Below are 26,814 nucleotides of genomic sequence, written 5' to 3'. Positions count from 1 at the left end.
GGGAGGTACGTCGGCGGTGGCCCGGCCCCCCGTACAGCGGGGGCCGGGCCGTCAGAACGCCGGGCGCTCGGGGTCCAGGTGGGCGCGGCCTTCCGTGGGGGAGGACGCCTCGGCGAAGTGGCGGCGGGGGATCCGGCCCGCCCGGTGCGCCAGGCGGCCCGCCTCCACCGCGTACCGCATCGCCTCCGCCATCAGCACCGGCTCCTGCGCCCGCGTCACCGCCGAGGCGAGCATCACCGCCCCGCACCCCAGCTCCATGGCGAGCGCCGCGTCCGACGCCGTCCCCGCACCCGCGTCCAGAATCACCGGCACGCGCGCGTGCTCCACGATCAGCTGGAAGTTGTGGGGGTTGCGGATGCCGAGACCGGAGCCGATCGGCGAACCCAGCGGCATGATCGCCGCGCACCCCACGTCCTCCAGCTTCCGCGCGAGGACGGGATCGTCGTTGGTGTACGGCAGGACCGTGAAACCGTCGTCGACCAGCGTCTCCGCCGCGTCGAGGAGCTCGATCGGATCGGGCAGCAGGGTTCGCTCGTCGGCGACGACCTCCAGCTTGATCCAGGACGTGCCGAGCGCCTCCCGCGCCAGCCGCGCGGTCAGCACCGCCTCGCCGGCCGTGAAGCAGCCCGCCGTGTTCGGCAGCACCCGGATGCCCAGCTTGGCCAGGACGGACAGCACGGATCCCTTGACGCTCGGGTCGAGGCGCCGCATGGCGACCGTGGTGAGCTCGGTGCCGCTGGCCACCAGGGACCGTTCCAGCACGTCGAGGCTGGGCGCCCCGCCCGTACCCATGATCAGTCGTGACGAGAACGTGGTGTCGCCGATGGTGAGCAGATCGTCGGCCATGGTCAACCTCCCTGGACGGCAGTGAGGACCTCGACCCGGTCGCCCTCGCCGAGCACCGTGCCCTTCCACTGGCTGCGCGGCACGACCGTCTCGTTGAGCGCGGCGGCGACGCCGGACGGCGCGGCCGTGAGCGTGGCGACGAGGACGTCGAGGGTGGTGGGGCCGGAGAGTTCGCGCACCTCTCCGTTGACGGAGACGTTCATGCGGGCTGCTCCTCACGTACACGGTCGAATCGGTGCGGGGTGAAGGCGGCCGCCTCTTCGGGCAGGACCCCCGTGGCCAGCAGCGCGCCCATCACGTCCCCGGTGACGGGGGTGAGCAGGACGCCGTTGCGGTAGTGCCCGGTGGCCAGGTGCAGCCCGGGCAGGGTGGTCGCGCCGAGAATGGGCGCGTTGTCGGGGGAGCCCGGCCGCAGCCCGGCCCGGGTCTCGGTGAGCGGCAGTTCGGTGATGCCGGGGACGAGTTCGTGGGCGTCGCGCAGCAGCTCGTACACCCCGCCCGCCGTGACGGTGGTGTCCCAGCCGAGCTCCTCGCTGGTCGCGCCGACGACCAGCTCGCCGTTCTCGCGCGGCACCAGATAGACATGGCTGCCGCGGACGACGGCGCGTACGGTCCGGGACAGGAACGGCGCGTACGCGGGCGGCACGCTCAGCCGCAGCACCTGCCCCTTCACGGGGCGTACGGGCGGCAGGACGTCGTCCGGTACGCCCGCGAGTCGCCCGCTGAGGCTGCCGGCCGCCAGGACGATCTGGTCGGCGGTGAGCTCGGTACCGTCGGAGAGGACCACGCCCGTGGCCCGGTCCCGTACGACGGTGAGCCGCTCGGCCCAGCCGCGGTGCAGCACCACCCCGGCCCGCTCGCACGCGGTCACCAGTGCGGCAGCGAGCCGCCGGGGGTCGATCTGGTGGTCGCCGTCGACCCGCAGTCCGCCGCGCACGCCGGGGGCCAGCATCGGCTCCAGGCGCCGGCAGTCACGGCCGGTGAGCCACTCGGACTCCAGTCCGCAGCGGCGCTGCAGCGCGTGCAGTTCGCGCAGATGGGCCCGGTCGTCGGAGTCGAGGGCGACGGCGAGGGTGCCGCAGGCGCGGTGGCCGACGTCCTGGCCGGTGGCTTCCTGGAGTTCGGCGACGAAGTCGGGATAGCGGCGCGCGGAGGCGAGGTTGAGCCCGAGCAGGGTCTCCTCGCCGTAGTGGAGTTCGGTGACCGCGGCGAGCATGCCCGCCGCGACCTGCGCCGCGCCCCCGCCGGGGTCCGGGTCCACGACCGTGGTGCGCAGTCCGCGCTGCGCGGCCCGCCAGGCCGTGACCAGGCCGATGATCCCGCCCCCGACGACTAGGACGTCGGATCCGGTGGATGTACGTGGATGCATGGGCGTCCAGCCCCTCCCTTCGCCGGCATGACCCGGATCAGGTTCGTACGGTCGGAGGCCGGCCAGCCTCCCTCTCAGCCCGGTGCGTCCGGGCTCCCGCGAGTGCTCTACGGTGGCCAGACTAACCCCAGCCGCCAACCCCCAGTAAGGGAGCCTCCGCTGTGGCCCGCCCGTCCACTCGCTCTCTCGACGGACTCGTGCTCGCTCCGGTCGCCGACCAGGCCCCGGGCCAGGTGGGCACCGAAACCCGGTTCACGTACCACGAGCGGGACGGCCGGATCTGGGCCGAGTACGAGGGCGGGGACGTGGTGCGGGGATATCTCGTCGGCACGCGCGCGGGGGACCGGCTCGACTTCCGGTACGTCCAGTTGAAGCGGGACGGATCGACCGCTTCCGGGCATTGCGTCTCGAATGTGGTGGAGCTCACGGACGGACGCGTTCGTCTGGAGGAGACCTGGGCATGGGAGTCCCAGGAGGGCAGCGGCACCAGCGTGGTGGAACAGCCGCCTTCCTGACGATCCGTCAGATGCGTAAGGTGATCGGGTGAGCGAGCAAACGCTGAGTCAGCCGCGGGACGAGCGGCGCGTCGTCATCGTCGGCGCCGGAATGGCGGGGGTCCAGACCGCGGTCGCCCTGCGCGAACAGGGCTTCGCCGGACCGGTGACCCTGATCGGCGCCGAACCCCACCAGCCCTACGACCGGCCGCCCCTGTCCAAGGCCGTCCTGCTCGGCAAGGCCGAGGGCTCGGCCTTCGAGGTCGACTTCGAGGCGCTCGCCATCGAGCTGCGCCTTGGGGTGGACGTGACCGGCCTGCGCCCCGGCGCCCGGGAGGTCGACACCGAGGCCGGGCCCGTCCCGTACGACATCCTGATCATCGCCACCGGCGCCGAACCGGTCACCCTGCCCGGCTCCGAGGGCGTCCCCGGCGTCCACCTGCTGCGCACCCTCGACGACGCCGAACGGCTGCGGCCGGTGCTGGAACAGCGCCACACCATCGTGGTCGTCGGCGCCGGCTGGATCGGCGCCGAGTTCGCCACCGCCGCCCGCGAGGCGGGCTGCGCCGTCACCGTCGTCGAGGCCGCCGAACGCCCGCTCGCGGGCGCGCTCCCCGCCGACGTCGCCGCCCCGATGGCCCAGTGGTACGCGGAGAGCGGCACCGAACTCCTCGTCCACGCGCGCGTGGACCACATCGAGCCGGGCCGGGTCGTCCTCGCCGACGGCCGGACGCTCCCCGCCGACGCCGTCGTCGTCGGCATCGGGGCCAGGCCCGCCACCGGCTGGCTCACCGGCTCCGGGATCGACCTGGGCGCGGACGGCTCCATCACCGCCGACGACCGGCTGCGCACCTCGCTCCCGGACGTGTACGCGGTCGGGGACTGCGCCTCGTTCCCCTCGGCCCGCTACGGAGAGCGACTGCTCGTCCACCACTGGGACAACGCCCTCCAGGGGCCCCGCACGGTCGCCGCCAACATCGTCGACCAGATCGCCCCGGGCTCCCACGTCTACGACCCCGTGCCGTACTTCTGGTCCGAGCAGTTCGGGCGCTTCGTCCAGTACGCCGGCCACCACACCGGCGCCGACGCCACCGTGTGGCGCGGCGAGCCCAGCGGCGCGTCCTGGTCCGTCGTCTGGCTGCGGGAGGGCGTCCTCGTCGCGCTGCTCGCCGTCGGCAGACCCCGCGACCTCGCGCAAGGGCGCAAACTGATCGAGGCGGGCGCCCGGCTCGATCCGGAGCGCGCCGCGGACCCTTCCGTCCCTCTGAAGGCCGCAGTCCTCTAGGCCCGACTACCGACTGTCAGTCCGGGATGGCACGCTTGTCCCGTGACCGAGATTGACGCAAAAATCGATGCTCTCGTCCCCGCCTGGCTTCACCTCCCCGACATCGCGGAAATCCTCGATGTCGAGGTGACGCGCGTGCGGCAGCTGGTCAAGGAGGGCCAGCTGATCGCCGTGCGACGCGGTGAGAACCGGACGCTCCAGGTGCCGGCCGCCTTCATCAAGGACGGCAAGGTCGTCAAGGGCCTCAGCGGCACCCTGACGCTCCTGAAGGACGACGGCTTCACCGACGAAGAGATGCTGGAGTGGCTCTTCACTCCCGACCCGACCCTGCCGGGCACGCCCGTGCAGGCGCTCAGCGAGAATCGCGGCACGGAGGTGAAGCGCCGCGCCCAGGCGCTCGCCGTCTGACGCCAGCAGGACACCAGCAGGAACCGACACCAGGCGGCGTACGGGCCGGACAAGCCCGTCCCGTACGCCGCCGCACCACACGGGGGGAACGCCTCATGTCCACGCCTCGCGCGCAGCTCGCCGACGCCCGCCTCTATCTGTGCACGGACGCGCGCAAGCGGCAGGGGGACCTGCCCGCGTTCCTCGACGCCGTGCTCAGCTCCGGGGTGGACATCGTCCAGCTTCGGGACAAGGGCATGGAGGCCGGCGAGGAGCTGGAGCACCTCGCCGTGTTCGCCGACGCCTGCCGCCGCCACGGCAAGCTCCTCGCCGTGAACGACCGGGCCGACGTCGCCCACGCCATCGGCTCCGACGTGCTGCACCTGGGCCAGGGCGACCTGCCCGTCCCGGCCGCGCGCGCCATCCTCGGCGAGTCCGTCCTGATCGGCCGCTCCACCCACGGTGAGGCGGAGGTCGACGCGGCGGTCGCCGAGCCGGGCGTGGACTACTTCTGCACCGGCCCCTGCTGGCCCACCCCCACCAAGCCCGGCCGGTACGCCCCCGGCCTGGACCTCGTGCGGTACGCGGCCTCGCTGGAGCAGGACCGGCCCTGGTTCGCGATCGGTGGCATCGACGCGGGCAACCTCGACGAGGTGCTGGACGCGGGCGCCCGCCGGATCGTGGTCGTACGGGCCGTCACGGAGGCCGACGACCCGGCCGCGGCCGCCGCCGCGCTGGCCAAGCGGATACGGGAACGCTCCCTCTGACCTTGCCGCGATCGCGGCCTCGCGATCTTGTCCACATGGTGGACGGAACCGTTCCGTTTTGGGGGTTCCGTCGCGAAAAGTGTCCGAAGTGTGGACGTGAAACCGGCAAAACCGGCCAAATCGCCCTGCTCTGGTTGGGGGACGGGCGGGGCCTCGTTAACCTGCGGGTATGGCCCTTGGCACAGCTTCGACCAGGACGGATCGCGCACGTACCGTGCGCGATCTGCTCGCGACCGGCAAAACTTCGTACTCTTTCGAGTTCTGGGCGCCCAAGACCGAGAAGGGTGAGCGGAACCTCTGGAACGCGCTGCGCCGGGTCGAGGCGGTGGCCCCGAGCTTCGTCTCCGTCACCTACGGGGCCGGCGGCTCCACCCGCGCCGGCACGGTGAAGGCCACCGAGCAGATCGCCGCCGACTCCACCTTGACCCCGGTCGCCCACCTCACCGCCGTCGGCCACTCCGTCGCCGAACTGCGCAACATGATCGGCCAGTACGCCGACGCGGGCATCAGGAACATCCTCGCCGTGCGCGGCGACCCGCCCGGCGACCCCATGGGCGAATGGGTCCGGCACCCCGAGGGAGTGACCTACGCCGCCGAACTCGTTCGGCTGATCAAGGAGTCCGGCGACTTCTGCGTCGGCGTCGCGGCCTTCCCCGAGATGCATCCGCGCTCCGACGACTGGGACACGGACATCCGGCACTTCGCCGACAAGTGCCGGGCCGGCGCGGACTACGCGATCACCCAGATGTTCTTCGACCCGGAGAACTATCTGCGGCTGCGCGACGCGGTCACCGCGGCCGGCTGCGAGACCCCGATCATCCCCGAGGTCATGCCCGTCACCAGCGTCAAGCAGCTGGACAGGCTCCCACAGCTCAGCAACGCCCACTTCCCGTCCGACGTGAAAGAACGGATCCTCGCCGTCAAGGACGATCCGGCCGCTGTACGCTCCATTGGCATCGAGTTCGCGACGGAGTTCTGCGCACGGCTGCTGTCCGAGGGTGTCCCCGGTCTGCACTTCATCACGCTCAACAACTCCACCGCCACGCTCGAGATCTACGAAAATCTCGGACTGCACCAGCAGTCGTGACCGGCCGTACCCGCTCCTACCCGTGGCGGAGGCCATAGGGAGGGGCGGGCATGGGCTGGACGGTCCTCTACATCGCGTTCGGCATCGTCGCGCTGTGGCTGCTCGGCGAGGTGCTGCTGCAGTACAAGGCCCGACTGCGCTGGCGGCTGCTGGCCTTCACCGGCTTCCTCGGCGTCGTCCTCGGCGTGCTGCTGCCGTCGGTCCTGGTGATCGTCCTTGGCGCGATCGCGTTCGCGGTGGGCCAGACCTACGTCACGCTCTCCTTCCGCCGCGGCTTCTCCACGGGCTGGGCCCTCGGCGGCAGCCCCGGCGCCAGCCGCCGCCGCAGGTCGGCCGCGCCGGCCGCGACGGCGGCCGCGGGCCCGAGCCTTGAGGAGCCGGTGGAGCCCTCGCCCGCGGAGACCACGGCGGTCTACGCACCGCAGCCGCTCCCCGACGACACGGGCCAGTACGGCGTCTACGACGAGAGCGCCGGCCAGGCCGACCAGGGCGCCGCGGCGTTCGGCACCGCCTACGGCACCTACACCCCCGGCTACGACCAGCCCGCGGGCCAGGACGCGTACGCCGCCGGCTACGACTACGGCACCGGACAGCAGCAGTACGCCGCCTACTCCGACCCGTACATCGGCCCCGGCACCGACGGCCAGCAGTACACCGCGTACGACTACGGGAACGGCCAGCAGCAGTACGCCGCCTACTCCGACCCGTACGGCCAGCCCTACGGCTACGACACCCCGCCCGGCGGCGTCTGGGTCCCCCAGCAGCGCGACAGCGACCAGCTCACCCCGCCGCCGATTCCCCCGATGCCGCCCGTGCCGCAGGAACAGCCCTCCCCGTACGGCTACGACCAGGGCCAGGGCGACCAGCAGCCGTACCGCTACTGACCGGCTGGGCCGGCGACTTGCCGGCTGGCGGGCGGCAGCGGCTCCGGGCCTCCCGGCCTCGCGTGCGGGCTGACTTCCGGGCGGCACCGGCTTCGAGCCGCCCGGCTACGCCAACGGTCCGGCCGCCGAACGCGTCGGCTGCCGCCCGGCTACGCGAACGGTCCGGCTGCCAGGTGACCCGCGTCCGAACAGCCCCCCCGAACGGCCAACCCCCTACCGCGAGCCGCGGAAGTCCGCGCCCTCCACGATCAGGCCGGCCACCAGCGCGCCGGACATGCCGCTGTGGGCGAGGCCGCCGCCCGGGTGGGACCAGCCGCCCGCGAAGTACAGGCCCGGCAGCGGGGAGACGTTGGCGGACGGCAGCAGCCGGCCGGCCGCGCCCGCCAGGGCGGGTGGCGGGACCTCCGCCATGCCGGTCTCCCGGAGGGTGTCCGCGGGGGTGCGTACGTGGCGCCACAGCAGTCGTTCACGCAGGCTTGGGACGGCCCACTCCGCGGCCTCCGTCATCCGGTCGGCGAACGCCTCCCAGCCGTCGTCCACGGCCACCGGCACGGTCGCCGTGACCGTCACCGCCTCGTGGCCGTCGTCCGGGCGCAGCCGCGCGTCGTCGGGGCGCAGCACCACCACGGTCGGCCGCAGCGCCGGACGGCCCGCGGCGAGCGCGGCCCGTTCGTCCGCCGGGTCGGCGGAGTGGACCACCGTCCGATGGGCCGCGTCGGCCTCCCGGGCCCCGCGGAGCGCCAGACAGAGGGTCACCCGACCGGTCCGGACCCTCGGCGGCGCGTCCTGGCCCACCGAACCGATCACCCCGTCCCGGTACAGCGCGGGCACGGGCGCGGCGGCGACCACATGGTCCGCCTCGGCCCGCCGTCCGTCCGCCAACTCCACACCGGCCGCGCGCCCGTCCTTCTCCAGCACCCGCGTCACCTCGGCGCCGAAGACGAACTCCACCTTCCGCGCCAGGCATCGCCCGTGCAGGGCGTCCGCGAGGGCCCGTATGCCCCCGCGGACGTACCAGGAGCCGAAGGTCTGCTCCATGTACGGCAGCACGGCGGCGGAGGCCGGGGCGGTGGCCGGATCCAGGCCGTACGCCAGGGCGTAGCCGTCCAGCAGCGCCGTCAGGCGCGGATCACGCAGCTCGCGCCGCCCCACCTCGGCGAGCGTCGTGGGGGTGCGCCGCAGCAGCCCCGACTTCAGCCCGGGGTACGGCTCCCGGGCCAGGGGAGAGGGGTCGGCCGGCAGCGGTTCTTCGAGCAGCGGGCGCCGGGTGCGGTCCCAGGCCTCGCGGGCCCGGCCCATGAAGTCGCCCCACCGCTCGCCCGCGCCCTCGCCCAGGGCGGCGTCGAGGGCGGAGACGACCCCCGCCCGCGAGGCGTTCGGCAGCGACACGGCCGTACCGTCCGCGAAGACATGACGGCTCGACGGATCCACCTGCACCAGCTCGACGCACTTCTCCAGCGCTTCCTTGCCGGTCTTGACGAACAGATCGCGGTGCACCGCGGGCAGATGCAGCAGCCCGGGGCCGGTGTCGAAGGCGAAACCGTCCCGCTCGAACCGGCCCACCGCGCCGCCGTACGTCGCCGAGCGTTCGTACACCGTCACCCGGTGGCCTGCCACGGCCAGCCGGGCGGCCGCCGCCATCGCGCCCATCCCGGCGCCGATCACCGCAATACGTGCCATGCCGAAAAGCCTATCGACCGCCACCGACAGCGACGGCCCTCACTCCCGTGACCGAGGCGCCCGGGCCTCGGCCAGCCGGCTCTCCTCGCGCCGCTGGGCCCGCCGCCGCCGGAACCGGCGGATCCGCGCCGCGAGCAGGACGAGCAGCACCACCCCGAGGACCAGCAGCACCGCCGCGATCACCGCCGCGGCCTGCGGGTTGAAGACCGCGAAGGTGATGATCCCGGCGACTCCCAGATCCTCGGCCGTGCTCATCACGACGTTGCTGAACGGCTCCGGCGAGGTGTTGATCGCCATCCGGGTGCCCGCCTTCACCAGATGGCTCATCAGCGCCGTCGAGCCGCCCACGGCACCCGCCGCCAGCTCCGGCAGCGACCCGCTCTCCCCGGCCAGCAACGCCCCCACCACCGCGCCCGCGACCGGCCGGACGACGGTGTGGACGGAGTCCCACACCGAGTCGACGTACGGGATCTTGTCCGCGACGGCCTCGCAGAGGAAGAGCACACCGGCCGCGATCAGGACGTCGGTGCGCTGAAGCGACTCGGGCACGTCGTCGGAGATCCCGGTCGCGCCGAAGATGCCGAACAGCAGGACCACCGCGTAGGCGTTGATCCCGCTCGCCCAGCCGCTGGTGAAGACCAGGGGGAGTACGGACACGGACGCGATCGTAACCAGCGGGGGCCACGCGCGCGTGGGGATGAGCGCGGGCCCCTGAGTATCCGTACCTAGTGGGTCAGATGAGTAGTTGTGCGGATGGGGTTCCACCTGCGGGGACGGAAGAGTGGAGACCACGGGAGGGGCGCCACGCGGTACCGCCGGCACGGGGCTGCGGAACGGTGTGGCGCACCTGCCGGAGCGGGGGTGCACGGGGGCACGGGGGTGCCTGGCGGACGACCACGGGGGACACGGGGTCGGCTGTCGGGTGGCACACAGCCGGTCCGGTGAGGCTCGGGGGGATCGAGCCTCACCGGACCGGTGTTTTTCGTTTCACGGAGCCATAGCCGCTGCTACAGCACGGCTAACGACCGCTCACACGCCCGTGCAGCAGCCTGGACAGCGCCGCGTGCACATCGTCGATCGACCGCTCGTGCTGGAACGCCTGCCAGTCCAGCGCGGCCACCAGGACCATGCCGACCAGTGCCGCCGCCGTCAGCGGGATGTCGATCTCGTCGCTGAGCTCGCCGCCCTCGACCCCCTCCCGCAGCACGGTCTCCACCACGGCGACCGCCTCCTGACGGACCACCAGCAGGGTGGACTGCCAGGCGCGGTTGGTGCGCCACAGCTCGGCCACGTACAGCTGGGTGAAGGCGGGGTAGCGGTCGATGAAGACCAGACCGGCCCTGATCATCGCGTCCAGGGCCTCGACCCGGGTGCCGCCGCGCGCCGCGGTCTCGTCGGCGGCGGCCCGCAGCGAGGCGGTGAGCAGGCCCACGCCGTGCCGCAGCAGCTCCTCGAAGAGCTCGGTCTTGCTCTTGAAGTTGTAGTAGACCGTGCCTTTGGCGACCCCGGCCCGTTCGGCGATCTCGTCCACCGTCGTCGCCGAGAAGCCCTGTTCGGCGATGAGGGTCACGGCCGCCTCGTAGAGCTTGGCCCGGGTCGCCTGGCGTCTGGTGCTGCTGCTGTCCATGCTGGTCACGTTCCGATTCTCACAGGCTCAGGTCGGGGTGGAGACGGTCCAGGCTCCACACCTGCTTGCGGCGGGCCGAGACGGCGGTGAGCGCCAGCGCCCCGACGGTGAACGCGCTCAGGACGGCAACCGCCTGCCAGACCGGCCCGATGGAGCCGCCGCTGATGAGCCGGCGCAGAGCCTCGACGACGTACGTCATCGGCAGGTACGGGTGGATCGCGTTGAAGAAGCCCGGGCTGGTCTGGACGGGGTACGTACCCCCGGCCGAGGTCAGCTGGAGCATCAGGACCGCGAGGACCAGGATCCGGCCGGCCGCGCCGAAGCGGGCGTTGAGCCACTGGATGATCGCGGCGAAGCAGCCGGTCACCAGCGCGAGGAAGCCGATCGTGCCGGCGGCACGGGTCATCTCCAGGCCCAGGCCCCAGTGCAGTACGGACATCAGCGCGCCGACCTGGAGGAAGCCGATCGTGGCGACCGGCAGCCAGCCCGCGAGGGCGATCCGCCAGGCGGACGCGCCGGCGGCGAGCGCCCGCCGGTTCATCGGCTGGATCAGCATGTACGCCACCATGGCGCCCACCCACAGGGAGAGCGGGATGAAGTACGGGGCGAAGCCGGTGCCGTAGTTGGGCGCCTTGTGCAGCGACTGCGAGGCGAGCTTGACCGGGTCGGCCATCACCTCGGTGCGGCGGTCGCGGTCCTCACGGTCGTAGTCGGGGATCTTGGAGACGCCGCTGTTGAGTCCGGTGGCGAGGTCGGTGGAGCCGTCGGCGAGCTTGAACAGGCCCCCGTCGAGGTCGCCGGCGCCCTTCTTGAGCTTGCCGATGCCGGTGTCGAGGTTGACCGAGCCGTTCTTCGTCTTGGTCAGGCCGGTGTGGAGCTGGTCGGCACCCGTGGCGACCTTCTGGGCGCCGGTGTTCAGCTCGTTGATCTTGCTCACGGCGTACTCGAGGTCCTCGTCCAGATGCGGGGCGCGCTTGGCGAGCGCGTCGGCCTGCTTCTGGACCTTCGCCAGCTCCTTGTCGAGCTTCTTGAGGTCGCCCTTGCTGTCCTTGGACAGCTCATGGAGATCGTCGGCGATCTTTGCCACGTCGGCGGCGGCCGTCTTGGCCTGCTTGGTCGCCTTGCACAGCTCGGCGTCCGGCGTGGGGTCGTTCTCGCAGCGCTTGCGGTAGATGCCGTCGAGCTTCTCGGACGCCTTGTGGGCGCCGGTGCGGGCCGCCGGGCCCGTCTTCGTGATCAGCTCCAGGTTGTGGCGCATGGCGGCGGAGAGGTCGGAGACCAGCCGGGCCGAGTCGCCGATCTTCTTGCCGTTGTCCTTGAGGTACGGGCGGAGCTTGTCCGCGTTCCCGTTCACCTTGTCGGCGAGTGCCTGGGTGCCGTTGGCGACGCCGCGGGTGCCGCGCTCGACGTCCGCGGCGCCCTTGTCGAGCTTCTTGAGGGCGGAGGCGAGGTCCCCGCTGCCGTCCTTGGCGTTCGTCAGACCGTCGGAGAGGGCCTTGGAGCCCTTCTTCGCCTTTCCGACCCCGTCCTTGAGCTGGTCGGCGCCCTTGGCCGCCTTCTCGGTGGCGTCGTGGATGTCGGAGAACGAGATGAAGATCTTGTCGAGGAAGGACCGGGACGACTTGGTCGAGGCGGCGGTGCGCACCTCGGAGAAGACCGTCCGGGAGATCTGGCCGACGATGTAGTTGTTGGCGTCGTTCGTCCGGACCTGGAGGGCGCCCGTCTCGGGCGAGTCGCCGGAGCTGGAGGCGATCCGCTCGCTGAAGTCGGCGGGCATGGTCAGCGAGAGGTAGTACGTGCCGTCCTCGACGCCCTCGCGGGCCTCGGCGTCCGACACCTCGTGCCAGTCGAAGACCTGGCTGTCGCGCAGGTTCTTGGTGATGTCGTCGCCCGCGGAGATCTTCTTCCCGCCGGCGGTGGCGCCCTTGTCGTCGTTGACGAGGGCGACGGGTATCCGGTCGAGCCGGCTGTACGGGTCCCAGAAGGACCACAGGTAGAGCGCGCCGTACAGCAACGGCAGCAGCAGGATCGCGACGAGAGCGGCGCGGGGGAGCTTGCCCCTGCCGAACCGCTTCAGCTCAAGCGCGGCCAGTTTCGGCGAGCGCATCGGCTGCCCCCTCCTCGGTGTCGTCGGTGTCTGTCTTCTCGGCGTCGCCGGTACCGCCGGTCTCGCCGGTGTCGTCGCCCGGGTCCTCGGTGTCCTCCGAGTCCTCGGCGGCCTTGGCGTCTTCCGCGTCGGCGTCCCGGCCGGTGGCGTCGGCGCCCTTGGCGTCGTCGGCGTCGTCGGTCTGCGCGTCGTCGGTCCCGGCGGCCGGGGTGCCGCTCCCGCCCTGGGTGGTGATCCGCAGGGCGTCCTCGGGCGCCTCGCTGCACACGGCGAGCACGGTCACGCCCCGCCGCGCGATCGACCGCAGCAGCTCCCACGCCTCGGCCCGGGCGGAGTCGGAGAGCTTGAGGTCCAGGTCGTCGACGGCCAGCAGCCGCGGCTCGCCGATCAGGGCCAGTGCCACGGACAGCCGCAGCGCCTCCAGCCGCTCCAGGTCCCGTACGGAGGTCCGCTCGGCCTTCGGTAGGGTCTCCAGGTCGAGCCCGGCGGCGTCGAGCGCCGCCTCGATACGGCGCCGGGTGGCCGCGGCCCGCTCGCCGGGCGGCCGCAGCAGCGCGAGCGGCGAGCCGTCGAACCGGCGCTGGAGCAGGGCCCGCTCACGCAGATGCTCGGCGACCGTGAGCGCCGGGTCCAGATCGCTGACGCCGGGCACCGGCCCGAGCGCGCTCATCCGGCGCACGGCGGCCATCTTGCGCGGCAGACGCACCCCGCCGACCTCGGCATGGCCTTCCGCCGGCTTCATCCGGCCGGTGAGCGCGAGCAGCAGGCAGGTGCGGCCCGAGCCCGACGGGCCCTCGATCGCCACGAGCGAGCCCGGCCCGGCCGTGAAGGTGACGTCACGGAACGCCCAGCCGCGCGGCCCCTTGAGCCCGAAGCCCTCGGCGGTGACAGCGGCGCCCGAGGACTCTGCGGTGCTCTTCACGCGCCCTCCCCCCAATTTGAACTGACCAGTCAGTGCAAAAACTATACCGCGTCGTAGTGGAAGGCAAAAGCCCAGGTCAGGGCCGATTGTCAGTGGTGGCACGCACGATGGGACCCGACCCATACGGCCACAGCACCGTGACCCGACGACAGAAGGGTTCGTCATGGTGAGCGATGTCCACCCCGTCCGGCGGCGCGCCTCCGCGCCCCCCGCCGCCCTCGCCCTGCTCGTCCAGGCCCGCGAAGGCCTGACCGAGGCCCAGAGCCTCCAGGAGCCCAACGAGCGGTACGCCACCGCCCACCTCGCCGCCCTGCGCACCGCCGCGGCCGTGCTCGCCGCCCGCGCCCGCCCCGAGACCGGCGCCCGCGCCCGCCGGAGGATCAGAAGCGCCTGGGAGGTGCTCCCCGAGCTCGCCCCCGAGCTGACCGAATGGAGCGCCCTGTTCGCCTCCGGCGCCGCCCGCCGGGCCCGGGCCGAGGCCGGCATACGGGGCGCCGCCTCCGCCCGTGACGCGGACGACCTGCTGCGCGACGCCGCCCTGTTCCTGCGCCTGGTGGAGCGCCTCCTCGCGCTCACGCCGACGCTGCCCAGGGCCCGTACCGACGGGCCCGGAACCGGCGAAGCCGCAGGGTGACGGGCCAGGGCGCCCGAGGCCATAGGGTGGGGGAGCGTTCACACCCGTAGACGAGGAGTCAACTGCCGTGTCGGACCCTTCCCCCGCCTTCGGTCGGGAGACCACATCGCGCCCTTCGCGCGCCTCCCTGCGTACCGCCGTGGTCTGGGACGTCCTCCAGGACGCCCTGGAGCGCCGGGTAAAGGCCTCCGGGAAGGCCGTCCTCGACGTCCTCGACACCGGCGGCGGCTCCGGCAAGTTCGCCGTGCCCGTCGCACGCCTGGGTCACCAGGTAACCGTCGTCGACCCCAGCCCCAACGCCCTGTTCGCGCTGGAGCGCCGCGCCGCCGAGGCCGGCGTTGCCGAGCGGGTCCGCGGTGTCCAGGGCGACATCCACGGCCTCTTCGACGTCGTCGAGCGCGGCGGCTTCGACGCCGTGCTCTGCCACGGCGTCCTGGAGTACGTCGACGACCCCGCCGAAGGCGTACGCAACGCGGTCGCCGCGCTGCGCCCCGCCGGCGCGCTCAGCCTGCTGGCGGCCGGACTCGGCGGCGCCGTCCTCGCCCGCGCCCTGGCCGGCCACTTCACCGAGGCCCGCCAGGCGCTGACCGACCCGGACGGCCGCTGGGGCGCCGGTGACCCGGTGCCCCGCCGCTTCACCGCCGAGCAGCTCGCCGCGCTCGCCGACGAGGCCGGTCTTGACGTCGGCTCCGTGCACGGCGTCCGCGTCTTCGCCGACCTGGTCCCCGGCGTTCTCGTCGACACCGAGCCCGGTGCCGTCGAGGCCCTCCTCAAGCTGGAGGAGGCCGCCGCCGAGCTGCCCGCCTTCCACGCGGTCGCCACCCAGCTCCACGTCCTCGGCGAGAAGCGCGCCTGACCCCCGCCCGCCGCGGCCCCTCACGGCCGGCCCACCGGGCTGATCAGCGGCGCAGCGGCAGAGGGAGTACGCCACAGACCCCCCGATCGCGGGCCGAGCGCCGTATGATCGGGGGACACCATCCGGCATGACGGATCGGCCGTCGGGGAATCAACGCCTCAACAGCCGTACCGGCATGGCGGCCCGGACTGGCGAATTGGCATTGAGGGCGGGTTTCACGGGGGCGATTCCCTGCCTATCCTGAAAGGGCCGCATCCCGGTCGCCCCCGCGACCGACGACTAGGAGGACTCCGTGCCGCTCTCGGAGCACGAGCAGCGAATGCTCGAGCAGATGGAGCGAGCGCTGTACGCCGAAGATCCCAAGTTCGCGACAGCGCTCGAGGGAAGCGGGCTGCGTACATACACCCGGCGACGGGTCTACCAGGCGGTCGCCGGCTTCCTGGTGGGTATCGCGCTCCTCATGGCCGGAATGGTCGCCCAGCAGATCTGGATCAGCGTGGTGGGCTTCCTCGTCATGCTCGGCTGCGCGGTACTGGCAGTCACCGGATGGCGCAAGGCTCCCAAGCCCGGCGAGCGACCGGCTCAGGGAGGTCCGGCCACCGGCCGGCAGCCCCGGCAGCGCCGCTCGATGATGCACCGGATCGAGGAGCGGTGGCAGCGCCGCCGCGACGAACAGGGCCACTGACCCCGTAGCCGATACGGACGAGGTCCCGTCCCCCGAGCCGGAACGACGCCTTTGCACGGCCTCGAACCTCTCCAGGCCGGCCAGGCTCCTCCTCACCAACGACCTTCCCGAGCACCTCTTCCGGAAGAAGACTTCCCGAGCACCTCTTCCGGAAGAAAACTTCCCGAGGAACTCTTCCCGAACGGGTGAGGGGTGAGCGTTTCCCAGCGCTCACCCCTCACCCGTTTCGCGTATCCCCGGTGGCAGACCCCGGGCGCTACCCCCGCTGGCGCGAAGGCCGCCGCAGCGCCCCCGCCCACCGGTCCGCCCAGCGCCGCCGCCGCGTCCCCCATCGGTCGGTGACCGCCGCCCAGCGCGCGGACGCCGCCCACATCACCCGGACGGCCGAACGGGGCAGGAGCAGCGCCCGCAGCCGGGCCCCGCGGCCCGACACGGCCCGCAGGCCCGCCCGGATCAGGGCAGCGTCGTCGGCCAGCCCGGCACCGGGCCGCGGGTCCGGCGCGTACAGCACCTGCTCGACCGACCTGGCCACCCGGTGCACCGCATCGGCCGGGTCCCCTTCGAGCCGGCCGAGCCGCACGATCCGGGCGGCCGTCCTGCGCGGGGTCTGCGACTCGTCCGGTACGACGCCGTGGTCCCAGGCCGTGTCGATGACCTCCTGCCACACCGCCAGCGTCCGGGCGGCGCCGTCCGCCGCCGTACGACCCGGCGAAGCGAGCCGGAGCGCCCGTACCCGCGTCCGCCACAGCAGCGGCAGGAACGGAATCAGCAGCACCACGGCCACACCCAGGCCCACCAGGGCGATCGTCGACGGCGGGGTGCCCGCGTCGTCCACCACCGGCACACCCGGCTCCGAGGGGCCGCCGCACTCACCGAGCCGCCGGGCCTGCGCCGGGCAGCTCTCCGACACCGACGGCGCCGCGGACGCGGCGGCCGAAGCGGTCGCCTCGGGCTGCGCCGGGCTGGTCGCCCCGCCGCCCGGGGTCTGCTGCCGGGTGTAGTCCGGCGCCGTACCGCGCGTGGGCGTCGGCTCGAAACGGGTCCAGCCCACCCCCTCGAAGTACAGCTCCGGCCAGGCGTGCGCGTCCCGGTTCCCCACCGACATCGCGCCGTCCGCCGTCGGCGTGCCCGGTGTGAAGCCCACCGCGACCCGCGCGGGAATCCCCAGCGTCCGGGCCATCGCGGCCATCGAGAACGAGAAGTGGATGCAGAAGCCTTCCTTCTGCTTCAGGAACCGGGAGATCGCCTCCACGCCCGTACCGGACGTGACCGTGGTGTCGTAGCGGAACCCGCCGTCCGAGGCGAACCAGTCCTGGAGCTTGACCGCGCGCTCGTAGTCGTTCATCGCGCCCACGGTCACCTTCAGGGCCGTCAGCCGCACCTCGGCGGGCAGCGACTCGGGCACCCGGGTGTACTCCCGCACTACGGGCCCCGGCGCCTCGCCCGCGTTCGCCAGCTGCTCGGCCGTCGGCTGCACCCGCAAGCTGCTGACCTGGTACGCCACGCCCTTCGTGGTCTGGCGGTCGTCGCCGACGAGCATCCGGCCGGCCGGTTCGTACCGCCAGCGCCCGCCGATGTCGACCGAGGTCGCCGGATAGGGCAGCGGCAGCCACTTCTGCTCGTAGGCGCCGGACGCCGTGACATTGGTGGTGATCTCGCTCGTGGCGACCGAGTTGCTCAGCCCGTCCGGCCGGGGGAGTTCCTTGGGCACGTCCCGCACGGGCCGCTGGGAGGACTTCCACGACGTGCCGTCGAACTGGTCCAGCGCGACCAGCCGCAGATACATGTCGGAGGTGCTGCCTGCGTTGGTGCGGTACTTGAGCCACTCCGTCTGCTCGCCCTGGTTCAGGCTGTCCTTCAAGGACACCAGCGGGTTCACCGCGGAGATCGTGCCCCCTCCGCTGCCCTGCCCGGCGCCGTCGCCGGAACCGCCGAGCAGCCCGCCGCTCAGCGCGGGCAGCGCCGCCGGCACGGCCAGCGCCACTCCCAGCGCGAGCACCCCGATCCGCCGCCCCGTACGCACCGGCGCCACCGGACCGCCCGCCAGGTCGAGACCGCCCGACCCGCCGCCCGCGGTCCGCGGGGCGCCGCCGAAGACCCGACCCCACTGGGAGAGCCGGTCGCGCCCCTCGGCCAGCAGCAGGACGAGATAGCCGCAGCCCGCGAGCAGGAACCACAGCCAGCTCGCACCGCCGCCGCCCGCCAGACCGGCGGCCACCGAGTACAGCGCCAGCAGCGGCAGCCCCGCCGGAGCCGCGCTGCGGAAGGTCACCGCCAGCGCGTCCACCGCAAGACCGATCACCAGCACCCCGCCGACGACCAGCAGCCGGATGCCGTCGGTGCCCGGCGCGGGAATGGCGTACGTCCCCACGTCCGCCGCGCCCGTCGCCAGCAGCTCCCCGAACCGTCCGAAGGCCTCCGGCCCCGGCAGCAGAAGGAGCAGCGCCTCCTCCCGGGCGAAGACGACCGTCAGGGCCAGCAGGGAAACGACGGCCTGGATCGCGATCGTCACCGTCCGGGCCAGCGGCACCCGCCGGGCCAGCGCCCCCGCCCCGCTCTGCACCGCGAGCAGGAACGCGGCCTGCACGATCCAGGTGGCCGGCTCGACCAGCGGCAGCAGCGCGGTGGCCGCCATCAGCGTGGCGGCGAAGGCGCACAGCGTCAGCCTTCCGCGACCGCTCATCCCCAACTCCCGAAGTGTTCCGTCGTCCCACCGGCCGAGGCACCGAAGACCGTGCCCTCCTGGCCCGCCTGCCGCCACAGATCGGCGAGCGACGCCCCGGGCGGGACGGCCAGCGCCGTCCACCCGGCCTCGCGCAGCTGCCGCAGCCGTTCCTCGACCGCCCCGGGCACCGACCCGCCGGTCAGCCAGGCACCGCTGTCCAGCAGGAAGGCGACGGCCGTGCCGCTGCGCTGCCGCATCCGGGCGGCCAGCGCCGCCTGCTCCTCGTCGAGATCGCCGAGGAACGCCACCAGCAGGCCCTCACCGCCGCGCAGCGCGTCGTACGCGCGCGAGAGCCCGGCGCCGTCGGAGTGGTCGACCACCGCGAGGGTGTCCATCATCAGCCCGGCCGAGTCCGCCGAGTCCTGGGACGTGCCGGCGAAGCCGCCGTCCCCCTCGCCGGGCACCGACGTGCCCGTGTCGGTCAGCAGCCGGACCGAAAATCCCCGCTCCAGCATGTGCACCAGCGCCGACGCGGCGCCCGACACCGCCCACTCGAACGCGGAGTCCGGGCCCGCCCCGTGGAAGGCGACCGCACGGGTGTCCAGCAGGACCGTGCAGCGGGCCCGCTGCGGCTGCTCCTCACGGCGCACCATCAGCTCGCCGTAGCGCGCGGTGGAACGCCAGTGCACCCGGCGCAGATCGTCCCCGTAGCGGTACGTGCGCGGGATGACGTCGTCCTCGCCGGCCAGCGCCAGCGAGCGCTGCCGCCCCTCGCCGTACCCCGACGCCTCCCCGGCCAGCCGCACCGGCGGCAGCGCCTCGGTCCGCGGGATCACCGTCAGGGTGTCGTACGCGCTGAACGAACGGGTCAGCTCGCACATCCCGAACGGGTCGGTCAGCCGCAGCTGGAGCGGCCCGAGCGGATAGCGGCCGCGCAGATCCGAGCGGACCCGGTACGACACCTCGCGCCGGCCGCCCGCCTCCATCCGGTCAAGGACGAACCGCGGCCGGGGGCCGAGCACGTACGGCACATGGTCCTGGAGCATCAAAAGCCCGGTCGGCAGCCGCGAGACGTTGTCCATCCGCAGATGCACCCGCGCCTCGGAGCCCGCCGCCACCCGCCGCGGGGACAGCCGCCGGCTGCTCGCCACCCGGTAGCGGGTGCGGTACAGCACCGCCACACAGACCAGCGGCAGCGTCGCGAGCAGCAGCCCGACCCGCAGCAGGTCGCCCTGGCCCAGCACATAGGCGCAGATCGCCGCCGCGACACCCGCGGCGAGGAAGGAACGGCCCCGGGTCGTCAGACCACCGAGCGCGGCCCGTACGCCGCCCTTGACCTCGCCGTCCGGGGCACCCGCCCCGTCGGCCGCCATCACAGCCGCCGTGCGCCGGGCTGCTGCTGGCCGAAGAGCGGGCCGCCCGCGTGGGGCACCGGCGTGCGCTGCAGGATCTCCAGGACAACCTGCTCGGAGGTGCGCCGGTTCAGCTGCGCCTGCGCGGTGGGCAGCAGCCGGTGCGCGAGCACCGGCACCGCCAGCGCCTGCACGTCGTCCGGCAGGGCGTAGTCGCGGCCGCTGAGCGCGGCCGTCGCCTTGGCGGCGCGCAGCAGGTGCAAGGTGGCGCGCGGGGATGCGCCGAGTCTCAGGTCGGGGTGCGTACGGGTGGCGGCGACCACGTCGACGGCGTAGCGCCGTACCGCGTCGGCGACATGGACCGTACGGACCGCGTCGATCAGCTTCACGATGTCATGGGCGTGCGCCACCGGCTGGAGGTCGTCCAGCGGGGAGACCGAGCCGTGGATGTCGAGCATCTGGAGCTCGGCCTCCGGGCTGGGATAGCCGATCGACACCCGCGCCATGAAGCGGTCCCGCTGCGCCTCGGGCAGCGGGTACGTGCCCTCCATCTCCACCGGGTTCTGGGTGGCGACCACCATGAAGGGGCTGGGCAGCTCGTAGGTCTGCCCGTCGATCGTGACCTGCCGCTCCTCCATCGACTCCAGTAGAGCCGACTGGGTCTTGGGCGAGGCGCGGTTGATCTCGTCGCCGATCACGATCTGCGCGAAGATCGCCCCGGGCTTGAACTCGAAGTCCCGGCGCTGCTGGTCGTAGATCGACACGCCGGTGATGTCCGACGGCAGCAGGTCGGGCGTGAACTGGATGCGCCGCACGGAGCAGTCGATGGACCGCGCCAGCGCCTTGGCCAGCATGGTCTTGCCCACGCCCGGCACATCCTCGATGAGCAGATGGCCCTCGGCGAGCAGCACCGTCAGTGCCGTTCGTACGACCTCCGGCTTGCCCTCGATCACAGCCTCCACCGACCCGCGGACACGCTCCGCTGTGGTGGTCAGATCTGTGAGGCTCGCTCGATCGTCATAGGTCGTCACCCGGCCCTCCTTGGCACGTTCCCAGGTTCTACGGGCCGACGCGTGGACTGCACGGTCCGGCCCACCCCAAACACTGGCACCGGCTCCGGACGGTTCCGGAGGGTGCCGCACCCCGCATTCTTGTTGGCGTCACCGCGATGTGTCACTCGCCTGTGGACAACCGTGCGAGATATGTCGGGGGTTGCCGTGTTTTCTGCCCTCGGACCGCCGTACGCGACCCTCGGCCGAACCGTCAGCCGACGGGGTCGATCTCGCGCAGCAGACCCGTGGTCACGTCGAAGACAAAACCGCGTACGTCGTCGGTGTGCACCAGGAACGGCGAGGTCCGCACCCGCTGCATCGACTGCCGGACGTCCTGGTCGACGTCGCGGAACGCCTCGACCGCCCACGCCGGGCGCTGCCCGACCTCCATCTCCAGCTCGTGCCGGAACTCCTCGGTGAGGGACTCCAGACCGCAGCCCGTGTGGTGGATGAGGACCACGCTGCGGGTGCCGAGCGCCCGCTGGCTGATGGTGAGCGAGCGGATCACGTCGTCGGTGACCACACCGCCGGCGTTGCGGATGGTGTGACAGTCGCCCAGTTCGAGGCCGAGCGCCGCGTGCAGATCGAGGCGGGCGTCCATACAGGCCACCACGGCGACCTGGAGCACGGGCCGGGCGTCCATCCCAGGATCGGTGAACCGGGCGGCGTACTTGCCGTTGGCTTCGACGAGACGGTCCGTGACGGTGCCGGCCGTGCGGAGAGCGTCGGCGGAAGAGTGCGCGGAAGTCGACATAGCTATGACGTTAATGGTCACGGGCGTCTCGGTCCTGCTGTGAGAGTGGACAAAGAACGTCAATGAGGGCTGTTGTGAGGTAACCCACAGGCGTGAGACCGTCCACCCGAACGGGTGAGCTGTCCCGTTTTGCCCGCGGAGCTCGCCCGCCCCGTGCGACGCGCCTGCCGGTTGATTGACCGGGCGCCCCCGTGGACTAAAGTGACGCGCAGTCCACGGAGACATTGAGCGATTTCAGCAGTTTCTCCCCCGCGTGCGCGGCGGTACGGGCTGGGGGAGGCGGTACCCGGCAGCACGTACGCCGCGCCGGATCTGAGAGGGCGCATTGAGCAACGACCGACACGTCCCGGTGATGCTCCAGCGGTGCCTGGACATGTTGGCCCCTGCTCTGCGACGCCCCGGGGCCGTGGTCGTCGACTGCACCCTCGGGCTCGGCGGACACAGCGAGGCCCTGCTCACCCAGTTCCCCGAAGCCCGTCTGGTGGCCCTCGACCGGGACAAGGAAGCCCTGCGGCTCTCCGGCGAGCGCCTCGCGCCCTTCGGCGACCGTGCCACGCTGGTCCACGCCGTCTACGACGAGCTCCCCGAGGTCCTCGACCGGCTCGGCATCCCCCGCGCCGACGGCATCCTCTTCGACCTCGGCGTCTCCTCGATGCAGCTCGACGAGGCCGACCGCGGCTTCGCCTACGCCCAGGACGCCCCGCTCGACATGCGCATGGACCAGACGACCGGCGTGAGCGCCGCCGAGGTCCTCAACACCTACCCGCCGGGCGAGCTCGTGCGCATCCTGCGCGCCTACGGCGAGGAGAAGCAGGCCAAGCGGATCGTCTCCGCCATCGTGCGCGAGCGCGAGAAGGAGCCGTTCACCAACAGCGCCCGGCTCGTCGAACTGATCCGCGACTCCCTGCCCCAGGCCGCCAAGCGCACCGGCGGCAACCCCGCCAAGCGCACCTTCCAGGCCCTGCGCATCGAGGTCAACGGCGAGCTGACGGTCCTGGAACGCGCCATCCCCGCCGCCGTCAAGGCGCTCGCCGTCGGCGGCCGCATCGCCGTCCTGTCGTACCACTCGCTCGAGGACCGGCTGGTCAAGCAGGTCTTCGCGGCGGGCGCGGCGAACACCGCCCCGCCCGGCCTGCCCGTCGTACCCGAGCAGTACCAGCCCCGGCTCAAGCTGCTCACCCGCGGCGCCGAGCTGCCCACCGAGGAAGAGATCGCCGAGAACCGCCGCGCGGCACCGGCCAGGCTGCGGGGCGCGGAGCGGATCCGGGAGGACGTGTGACCCAGGGGGCCAAGGGCGGGAAAGGGGCCAAGGACGCGCTGAGAGGGCCGGCCGCACGGCTGGCCCGGCTCATGCCGTCCGGGCCCAGCACCGCCGCCCGCACCCCCTTCGTCCTGCTCGTCGTCGTCCTCCTCGGCGGCGGCCTCATCGGCCTCCTGCTCCTCAACTCCGCGCTCAACGAGGGCTCCTTCAGGCTGAGCGAGCTCAAGCGCGAGACCACCGAACTGACCGACGAGGAACAGGCCCTCCAGCGCGACGTGGACAACCACTCCGCCCCCGACGCCCTGGCACGCCGCGCCCGGCAGCTCGGCATGGTCCCCGGCGGCAGCCCCGCCTTCCTCGACCCGGACGGCACCGTCCGCGGCGCCCCCCGCCCCGCCGCCGCGGCGCCCGCCCCGGCCCCCGAGCCCAGCGCGCCCGCCGCCTCCGCGCCGCCCCCGGCGGCCCGTACGGCCCCCGAGAATCCCGCCCCGACGACCTCCGGCAGGTGACGCAGTGCCGCCCCAGGACCCTCCGCGCCGCCGCGTACCGGGCCCCGCGCGCCCCCGGCCCACCGCGCGCCCCCAGCGGCGTCCCCGCACCACCGCCCGGCCCCGCACGATCCGGCTCGGCAGCCCCCGCCCCCGGCTGCGCCTGGTCAGCCTCGGCCTGACCCTGGTGATGCTGGCCTTCGTCGTACGGCTCCTCCAGGTCCAGGCCGTCGACGCCAGCGCGTACGCCGCAAGGGCGGAGAAAAATCGCTACCTCAGCCACACCCTCGCCGCCGAACGCGGCGAGATCACCGACCGCTCCGGCATCGCCCTGGCCGCCAGCGTCGACGCGTACGACATCACCGCCGACCCCAAGATGTTCACGCCCGAGGAGAGCAAGGTGAAGGACGCGCCCGAACAGGCCGCCGCCCTCCTCGCCCCCATCCTCGGCAAGGACCCCGCCGAGCTCGCCGCGAAACTGCGCGCCCCCAAGTCCCGCTACACCGTCCTCGCCCGCCGCCAGACCCCCCAGGTCTGGAACCAGATCAAGGACCTCAAGAACGTCTTCGCCGAGAAGGCCCGCGCCGGAAAGGCCAAGGGCGGCACCGGCATCAGCGTGCTCGCCGGCGTCTTCAACGAGAAGAGCAGCAAGCGGGTCTACCCCAACGGCCGGCTCGCCGCCGGGATACTGGGCTACGTCAACGCCGACGGCCACGGCGGCGGCGGCCTGGAGTCCATGCTCGACAAGGAACTCGCCGGCAAGGACGGCAAGATCACCTACGCCCAGTCCGGCGGCCGCCGCGTCCCCACCGCCGGAGCCCACGAGACCCCGGCCGTCCCCGGCTCCGACATCGAGCTCACCATCGACCGGGACATCCAGTGGGCCGCCCAGCAGGCCATCACCGAACAGGTCACCAAGTCCAAGGCGGACCGCGGCTACGTGATGGTCCAGAACACCCGCACCGGCGAGATCCTCGCCATGGCCAACGCCCCCGGCTTCGACCCCAACGACCTCTCCCAGGCCAACGCCGCCGCCATGGGCAACGCCGCCCTCCAGGACGTCTACGAACCCGGCTCCACCGCCAAGGTCATGTCCATGGCCGCCGTGCTCGAGGAGGGCGTCGCCGCCCCCGACACGCACGTCATCGTCCCCAACCGGCTCCACCGCGGCGACCGGCTCTTCAAGGACGACATCGACCACCCCACCTGGCACCTCACCCTCAACGGCGTCCTCGCCAAGTCCAGCAACATCGGCACGATCCTGGCCACCGGCCGCCTCGGAAAGACCCAGCCCGAGGCGAACGCGGTCCTCGACTCGTACCTGCGCAAGTTCGGCATGGGCAGCCGCACCGGACTCGGCTATCCGGGCGAGAGCTCCGGCATCCTCGCCAAGCCCAAGGCCTGGTCCACCTCTCAGCAGTACACGATCCCTTTCGGCCAGGGCTTCTCCCTCAACGCCATGCAGGCCGCGTCCGTCTACTCGACCATCGCCAACGGCGGCGTACGCATCCAGCCCACGATCGTGCGCGGCACCAAGGGACCCGACGGGCGCTTCACCCCCGCCCCCGCACCCGAGCGGACCAGGGTCGTCAGCGAGAAGACCGCCAAGACCCTCGCCCAGATGCTCGAATCCGTCGTCGGCGACGAGGAGGGCACCGGCACCAAGGCCGCCATCCCCGGCTACCGCGTCGCCGGCAAGACCGGCACCGCCAACCGCGTCGATCCGGCCACCGGCCGCTACAAGGGCTACACCGCCTCCTTCGCCGGCTTCGCCCCCGCCGACAACCCCCGGATCACCGTCTACTGCGCCATCCAGAACCCCACCAAGGGCAGCTACTTCGGCGGCCAGATCTGCGGACCTATCTACAAGAAGGTCATGGAGTTCGCCCTGAAGACCCTGCACGTCGCCCCGACCGGCGCCGAACCCGCTCGGATGCCGGTCACCTTCAAGCCCTGAGCCGCCGGGAGCACCAGTGACAACGATCACCCCCCAACCCGGGAACCGGAAACCGAACCCCGACGGCGCCGCCCACCCATTTAGGCCCTCGCAGGGTGCGCCCGGTACGCTCACCGCCGTGCCACACGCTGATCAGTACCGAACCACCCCGCCCCGGCCGGAACGGGTCCACCCGACCCCCCTCGGCGAGCTGGCCGCCCGCCTGGGTGCCGACCTCCCCGGCACCGGCGAGGTCACCGGCATCACCCACGACTCCCGGGCCGTCCACCCCGGTGACGTGTACGCCGCACTGCCGGGCGCCCGGATGCACGGCGCCGACTTCGTCGCCCAGGCCGCCGGACTCGGCGCCGCCGCGATCCTCACCGACCCCTCCGGCGCCGACCGCGCCGCCGAGACCGGCCTGCCGGTCCTGGTGACCGAGGACCCGCGGGGCCGGATGGGCGAGCTCGCCGCCGAGATCTACGGCCGCCCGGGCAGCGACCTGCTCCAGATCGGCATCACCGGCACCTCCGGCAAGACCACCACCGCCTACCTCGTCGAAGGCGGGCTCAAGGCGGCCGGCCGCCGCACCGGACTGGTCGGCACGGTCGAGATGCGGATCGGCGACGAACGCATCAAGTCCGAGCGCACCACCCCCGAAGCCACCGACCTGCAGGCCCTGTTCGCGGTCATGCGCGAACGCGGCGTCGACGCGGTCGCCATGGAGGTCTCCAGCCACGCCCTCGTGCTCGGCCGGGTCGACGGCTGCGTCTTCGACGTCGCCGTCTTCAACAACCTCAGCCCGGAACACATGGAGTTCCACTCCGACATGGAGGACTACTACCGGGCCAAGGCGCAGCTGTTCACCCCGCACCGCTCCCGCGAGGCGGTGGTCAACCTCGACGACGAGTACGGCAGGCGGCTGGTGAAGGAGGCCACCGTGCCCGTCACCACCTTCTCCGCCGAGGGCCACCCCGACGCCGACTGGCGCGCCGAGGACATCGACCTGCGCCAGGACAGCAGCACCTTCACCGCCGTCGGCCCCAAGGGCGAGCGGATCTCCGCCACCGCCCCGCTGCCCGGCCCGTTCAACGTCGCCAACACCCTCGCCGCCGTCGTCACCCTCGCCGTCGCCGGACTCGACCCGCAGACCGCCGCCGACGGCATCACCGCGGTCGCCGGCGTCCCCGGCCGCCTCGAGCGCGTCGACGCCGGCCAGCCGTACCTCGCCGTCGTCGACTACGCCCACAAGACGGACGCTGTCGAATCGGTCCTGCGCTCCCTGCGCAAGGTCACCGAAGGCAAGCTGCACGTCGTCCTCGGCTGCGGCGGCGACCGCGACACCACCAAGCGCGGCCCGATGGGCGCCGCCGCCGCCCGCCTCGCCGACACCGCCGTACTGACCTCCGACAACCCCCGTTCCGAGGACCCCCTCGCCATCCTCGCCACCATGCTCGCCGGCGCCGCCGAGGTCCCCGTCCACGAACGCGGCGACGTGCTCGTCGAGCCCGACCGGGCCGCCGCGATCGCCGCGGCCGTGGCCCGCGCCGAGCCCGGCGACACCGTCCTCGTCGCGGGCAAGGGCCATGAGCAGGGCCAGGACATCGCCGGGGTGGTACGCCCCTTCGACGACCGCCAGGTCCTGCGCGAAGCCATCCAGAACAGTCAGGGATAAG

25 protein-coding genes and 1 riboswitch are annotated in these 26,814 nt (G+C 72.7%); of the genes, 13 read left to right on the top strand and 12 right to left on the bottom strand.

From position 1 onward, the window contains the following. Window positions 1-51: 51 nt before the first annotated feature. The 3 genes from ACZ7LT_RS01695 to thiO all read right to left on the bottom strand — a co-directional run bounded on the left by ACZ7LT_RS01695 (window position 52) and on the right by thiO (window position 2,215). Entirely contained in the window at window positions 52-846 is a 795-nt protein-coding gene (locus ACZ7LT_RS01695) for a thiazole synthase (RefSeq protein ID WP_471232803.1), read from the bottom strand. Window positions 847-848: 2 nt separating this feature from the next. Beyond that, the gene (gene thiS / locus ACZ7LT_RS01690) at window positions 849-1,049 is read right to left on the bottom strand and encodes a sulfur carrier protein ThiS (protein WP_471232802.1); all 201 of its coding nucleotides are present in this window, start codon (window positions 1,047-1,049) and stop codon (window positions 849-851) included. Then, window positions 1,046-2,215 carry a glycine oxidase ThiO gene (gene thiO, locus ACZ7LT_RS01685; protein WP_471232801.1) on the bottom strand — a complete coding sequence of 390 codons (1,170 nt, stop codon included), beginning with the start codon at window positions 2,213-2,215 and terminating at the stop codon, window positions 1,046-1,048. Before thiO ends, thiS begins: the two co-directional genes overlap by 4 nt. Next, window positions 2,213-2,325: riboswitch (TPP riboswitch) on the bottom strand. Its footprint overlaps the gene before it by 3 nt. A 51-nt stretch (window positions 2,326-2,376) precedes the next feature. Here thiO and ACZ7LT_RS01680 point away from each other — a divergent pair. From ACZ7LT_RS01680 to ACZ7LT_RS01655, 6 genes are all read left to right on the top strand, one after another. Then, the gene (locus tag ACZ7LT_RS01680) at window positions 2,377-2,730 is read left to right on the top strand and encodes an avidin-fold protein (protein ID WP_471232799.1); all 354 of its coding nucleotides are present in this window, start codon (window positions 2,377-2,379) and stop codon (window positions 2,728-2,730) included. Between the two features lie 28 nt (window positions 2,731-2,758). Next, window positions 2,759-3,994: an NAD(P)/FAD-dependent oxidoreductase gene (locus tag ACZ7LT_RS01675; RefSeq protein WP_471232797.1), complete on the top strand. Its 1,236-nt coding sequence runs from the start codon at window positions 2,759-2,761 to the stop codon at window positions 3,992-3,994. 42 nt (window positions 3,995-4,036) lie between these two features. Then, window positions 4,037-4,402, top strand: a complete 366-nt coding sequence (locus ACZ7LT_RS01670; RefSeq protein WP_471232796.1) for an Rv2175c family DNA-binding protein — start codon at window positions 4,037-4,039, stop codon at window positions 4,400-4,402. Between the two features lie 95 nt (window positions 4,403-4,497). Next, window positions 4,498-5,148, top strand: a complete 651-nt coding sequence (thiE, locus tag ACZ7LT_RS01665; RefSeq protein ID WP_471232794.1) for a thiamine phosphate synthase — start codon at window positions 4,498-4,500, stop codon at window positions 5,146-5,148. A 169-nt stretch (window positions 5,149-5,317) separates the two neighbouring features. Continuing rightward, a complete protein-coding gene (gene metF, locus ACZ7LT_RS01660) occupies window positions 5,318-6,235 on the top strand; it encodes a methylenetetrahydrofolate reductase [NAD(P)H] (protein WP_471232792.1) in 918 nt (305 codons plus the stop codon). A 50-nt stretch (window positions 6,236-6,285) separates the two neighbouring features. Beyond that, entirely contained in the window at window positions 6,286-7,119 is an 834-nt protein-coding gene (locus tag ACZ7LT_RS01655; protein ID WP_471232791.1) for a hypothetical protein, read from the top strand. 213 nt (window positions 7,120-7,332) lie between these two features. Here ACZ7LT_RS01655 and ACZ7LT_RS01650 read toward each other — a convergent pair whose 3' ends face one another. The 5 genes from ACZ7LT_RS01650 to ACZ7LT_RS01630 all read right to left on the bottom strand — a co-directional run bounded on the left by ACZ7LT_RS01650 (window position 7,333) and on the right by ACZ7LT_RS01630 (window position 13,455). Next, entirely contained in the window at window positions 7,333-8,799 is a 1,467-nt protein-coding gene (locus ACZ7LT_RS01650) for a phytoene desaturase family protein (RefSeq protein ID WP_471232790.1), read from the bottom strand. Between the two features lie 39 nt (window positions 8,800-8,838). Beyond that, window positions 8,839-9,456, bottom strand: a complete 618-nt coding sequence (locus ACZ7LT_RS01645) for a DUF4126 domain-containing protein (RefSeq protein WP_471232789.1) — start codon at window positions 9,454-9,456, stop codon at window positions 8,839-8,841. A 361-nt stretch (window positions 9,457-9,817) separates the two neighbouring features. Further along, the gene (locus ACZ7LT_RS01640; protein WP_471232788.1) at window positions 9,818-10,426 is read right to left on the bottom strand and encodes a TetR/AcrR family transcriptional regulator; all 609 of its coding nucleotides are present in this window, start codon (window positions 10,424-10,426) and stop codon (window positions 9,818-9,820) included. Between the two features lie 19 nt (window positions 10,427-10,445). Further along, the gene (locus tag ACZ7LT_RS01635; RefSeq protein ID WP_471232787.1) at window positions 10,446-12,533 is read right to left on the bottom strand and encodes a YhgE/Pip family protein; all 2,088 of its coding nucleotides are present in this window, start codon (window positions 12,531-12,533) and stop codon (window positions 10,446-10,448) included. Next, window positions 12,505-13,455, bottom strand: a complete 951-nt coding sequence (locus ACZ7LT_RS01630; protein WP_471232786.1) for an ATP-binding cassette domain-containing protein — start codon at window positions 13,453-13,455, stop codon at window positions 12,505-12,507. Before ACZ7LT_RS01630 ends, ACZ7LT_RS01635 begins: the two co-directional genes overlap by 29 nt. 163 nt (window positions 13,456-13,618) lie before the next feature. On the opposite strand from ACZ7LT_RS01630, the gene ACZ7LT_RS01625 reads away from it, so the two are divergent. The 3 genes from ACZ7LT_RS01625 to ACZ7LT_RS01615 all read left to right on the top strand — a co-directional run bounded on the left by ACZ7LT_RS01625 (window position 13,619) and on the right by ACZ7LT_RS01615 (window position 15,630). Then, complete coding sequence (locus tag ACZ7LT_RS01625) at window positions 13,619-14,089, top strand: SAV_6107 family HEPN domain-containing protein (protein WP_471232784.1); 471 nt, start codon at window positions 13,619-13,621, stop codon at window positions 14,087-14,089. 67 nt (window positions 14,090-14,156) lie between these two features. After that, entirely contained in the window at window positions 14,157-14,945 is a 789-nt protein-coding gene (locus ACZ7LT_RS01620; protein ID WP_471232782.1) for a methyltransferase, read from the top strand. Between the two features lie 292 nt (window positions 14,946-15,237). Then, window positions 15,238-15,630, top strand: coding sequence for a DUF3040 domain-containing protein (locus ACZ7LT_RS01615; protein ID WP_471232780.1), 393 nt, complete (start codon window positions 15,238-15,240; stop codon window positions 15,628-15,630). Window positions 15,631-15,886: 256 nt separating this feature from the next. On the opposite strand, the gene ACZ7LT_RS01610 is transcribed toward ACZ7LT_RS01615, so the two are convergent. From ACZ7LT_RS01610 to ACZ7LT_RS01595, 4 genes are all read right to left on the bottom strand, one after another. After that, window positions 15,887-18,313: a transglutaminase TgpA family protein gene (locus ACZ7LT_RS01610; protein WP_471232778.1), complete on the bottom strand. Its 2,427-nt coding sequence runs from the start codon at window positions 18,311-18,313 to the stop codon at window positions 15,887-15,889. Next, window positions 18,310-19,668 (bottom strand): DUF58 domain-containing protein, encoded by a 1,359-nt coding sequence (locus ACZ7LT_RS01605; RefSeq protein WP_471232776.1) that lies wholly within the window; start codon window positions 19,666-19,668, stop codon window positions 18,310-18,312. The genes ACZ7LT_RS01610 and ACZ7LT_RS01605 overlap by 4 nt, the downstream gene beginning before the upstream one ends. Continuing rightward, window positions 19,668-20,678: an AAA family ATPase gene (locus tag ACZ7LT_RS01600; protein WP_471232774.1), complete on the bottom strand. Its 1,011-nt coding sequence runs from the start codon at window positions 20,676-20,678 to the stop codon at window positions 19,668-19,670. Before ACZ7LT_RS01600 ends, ACZ7LT_RS01605 begins: the two co-directional genes overlap by 1 nt. A gap of 232 nt (window positions 20,679-20,910) precedes the next feature. Continuing rightward, window positions 20,911-21,453: a beta-class carbonic anhydrase gene (locus ACZ7LT_RS01595; protein ID WP_471232773.1), complete on the bottom strand. Its 543-nt coding sequence runs from the start codon at window positions 21,451-21,453 to the stop codon at window positions 20,911-20,913. Window positions 21,454-21,778: 325 nt separating this feature from the next. Here ACZ7LT_RS01595 and rsmH point away from each other — a divergent pair, with 325 nt between their 5' ends. The 4 genes from rsmH to ACZ7LT_RS01575 are packed head-to-tail and all read left to right on the top strand — an operon-like array spanning window position 21,779 to window position 26,813. Beyond that, on the top strand, window positions 21,779-22,732 hold the full coding sequence (gene rsmH / locus ACZ7LT_RS01590) for a 16S rRNA (cytosine(1402)-N(4))-methyltransferase RsmH (RefSeq protein WP_471232771.1): 954 nt from the start codon (window positions 21,779-21,781) through the stop codon (window positions 22,730-22,732). Continuing rightward, the gene (gene ftsL, locus ACZ7LT_RS01585; RefSeq protein ID WP_471232769.1) at window positions 22,729-23,223 is read left to right on the top strand and encodes a cell division protein FtsL; all 495 of its coding nucleotides are present in this window, start codon (window positions 22,729-22,731) and stop codon (window positions 23,221-23,223) included. The genes rsmH and ftsL overlap by 4 nt, the downstream gene beginning before the upstream one ends. Before the next feature lie 4 nt (window positions 23,224-23,227). After that, complete coding sequence (locus tag ACZ7LT_RS01580) at window positions 23,228-25,159, top strand: peptidoglycan D,D-transpeptidase FtsI family protein (protein WP_471232767.1); 1,932 nt, start codon at window positions 23,228-23,230, stop codon at window positions 25,157-25,159. A 16-nt stretch (window positions 25,160-25,175) separates the two neighbouring features. Further along, window positions 25,176-26,813 (top strand): UDP-N-acetylmuramoyl-L-alanyl-D-glutamate--2,6-diaminopimelate ligase, encoded by a 1,638-nt coding sequence (locus tag ACZ7LT_RS01575; protein WP_471232766.1) that lies wholly within the window; start codon window positions 25,176-25,178, stop codon window positions 26,811-26,813. Window position 26,814: the final 1 nt, after the last annotated feature.

The organism is Streptomyces sp. NPDC039465 (assembly GCF_055639315.1).
The sequence above is the reverse complement of the archived record's forward strand: the minus strand, read 5'-3'. Positions and strand labels throughout refer to the sequence as shown.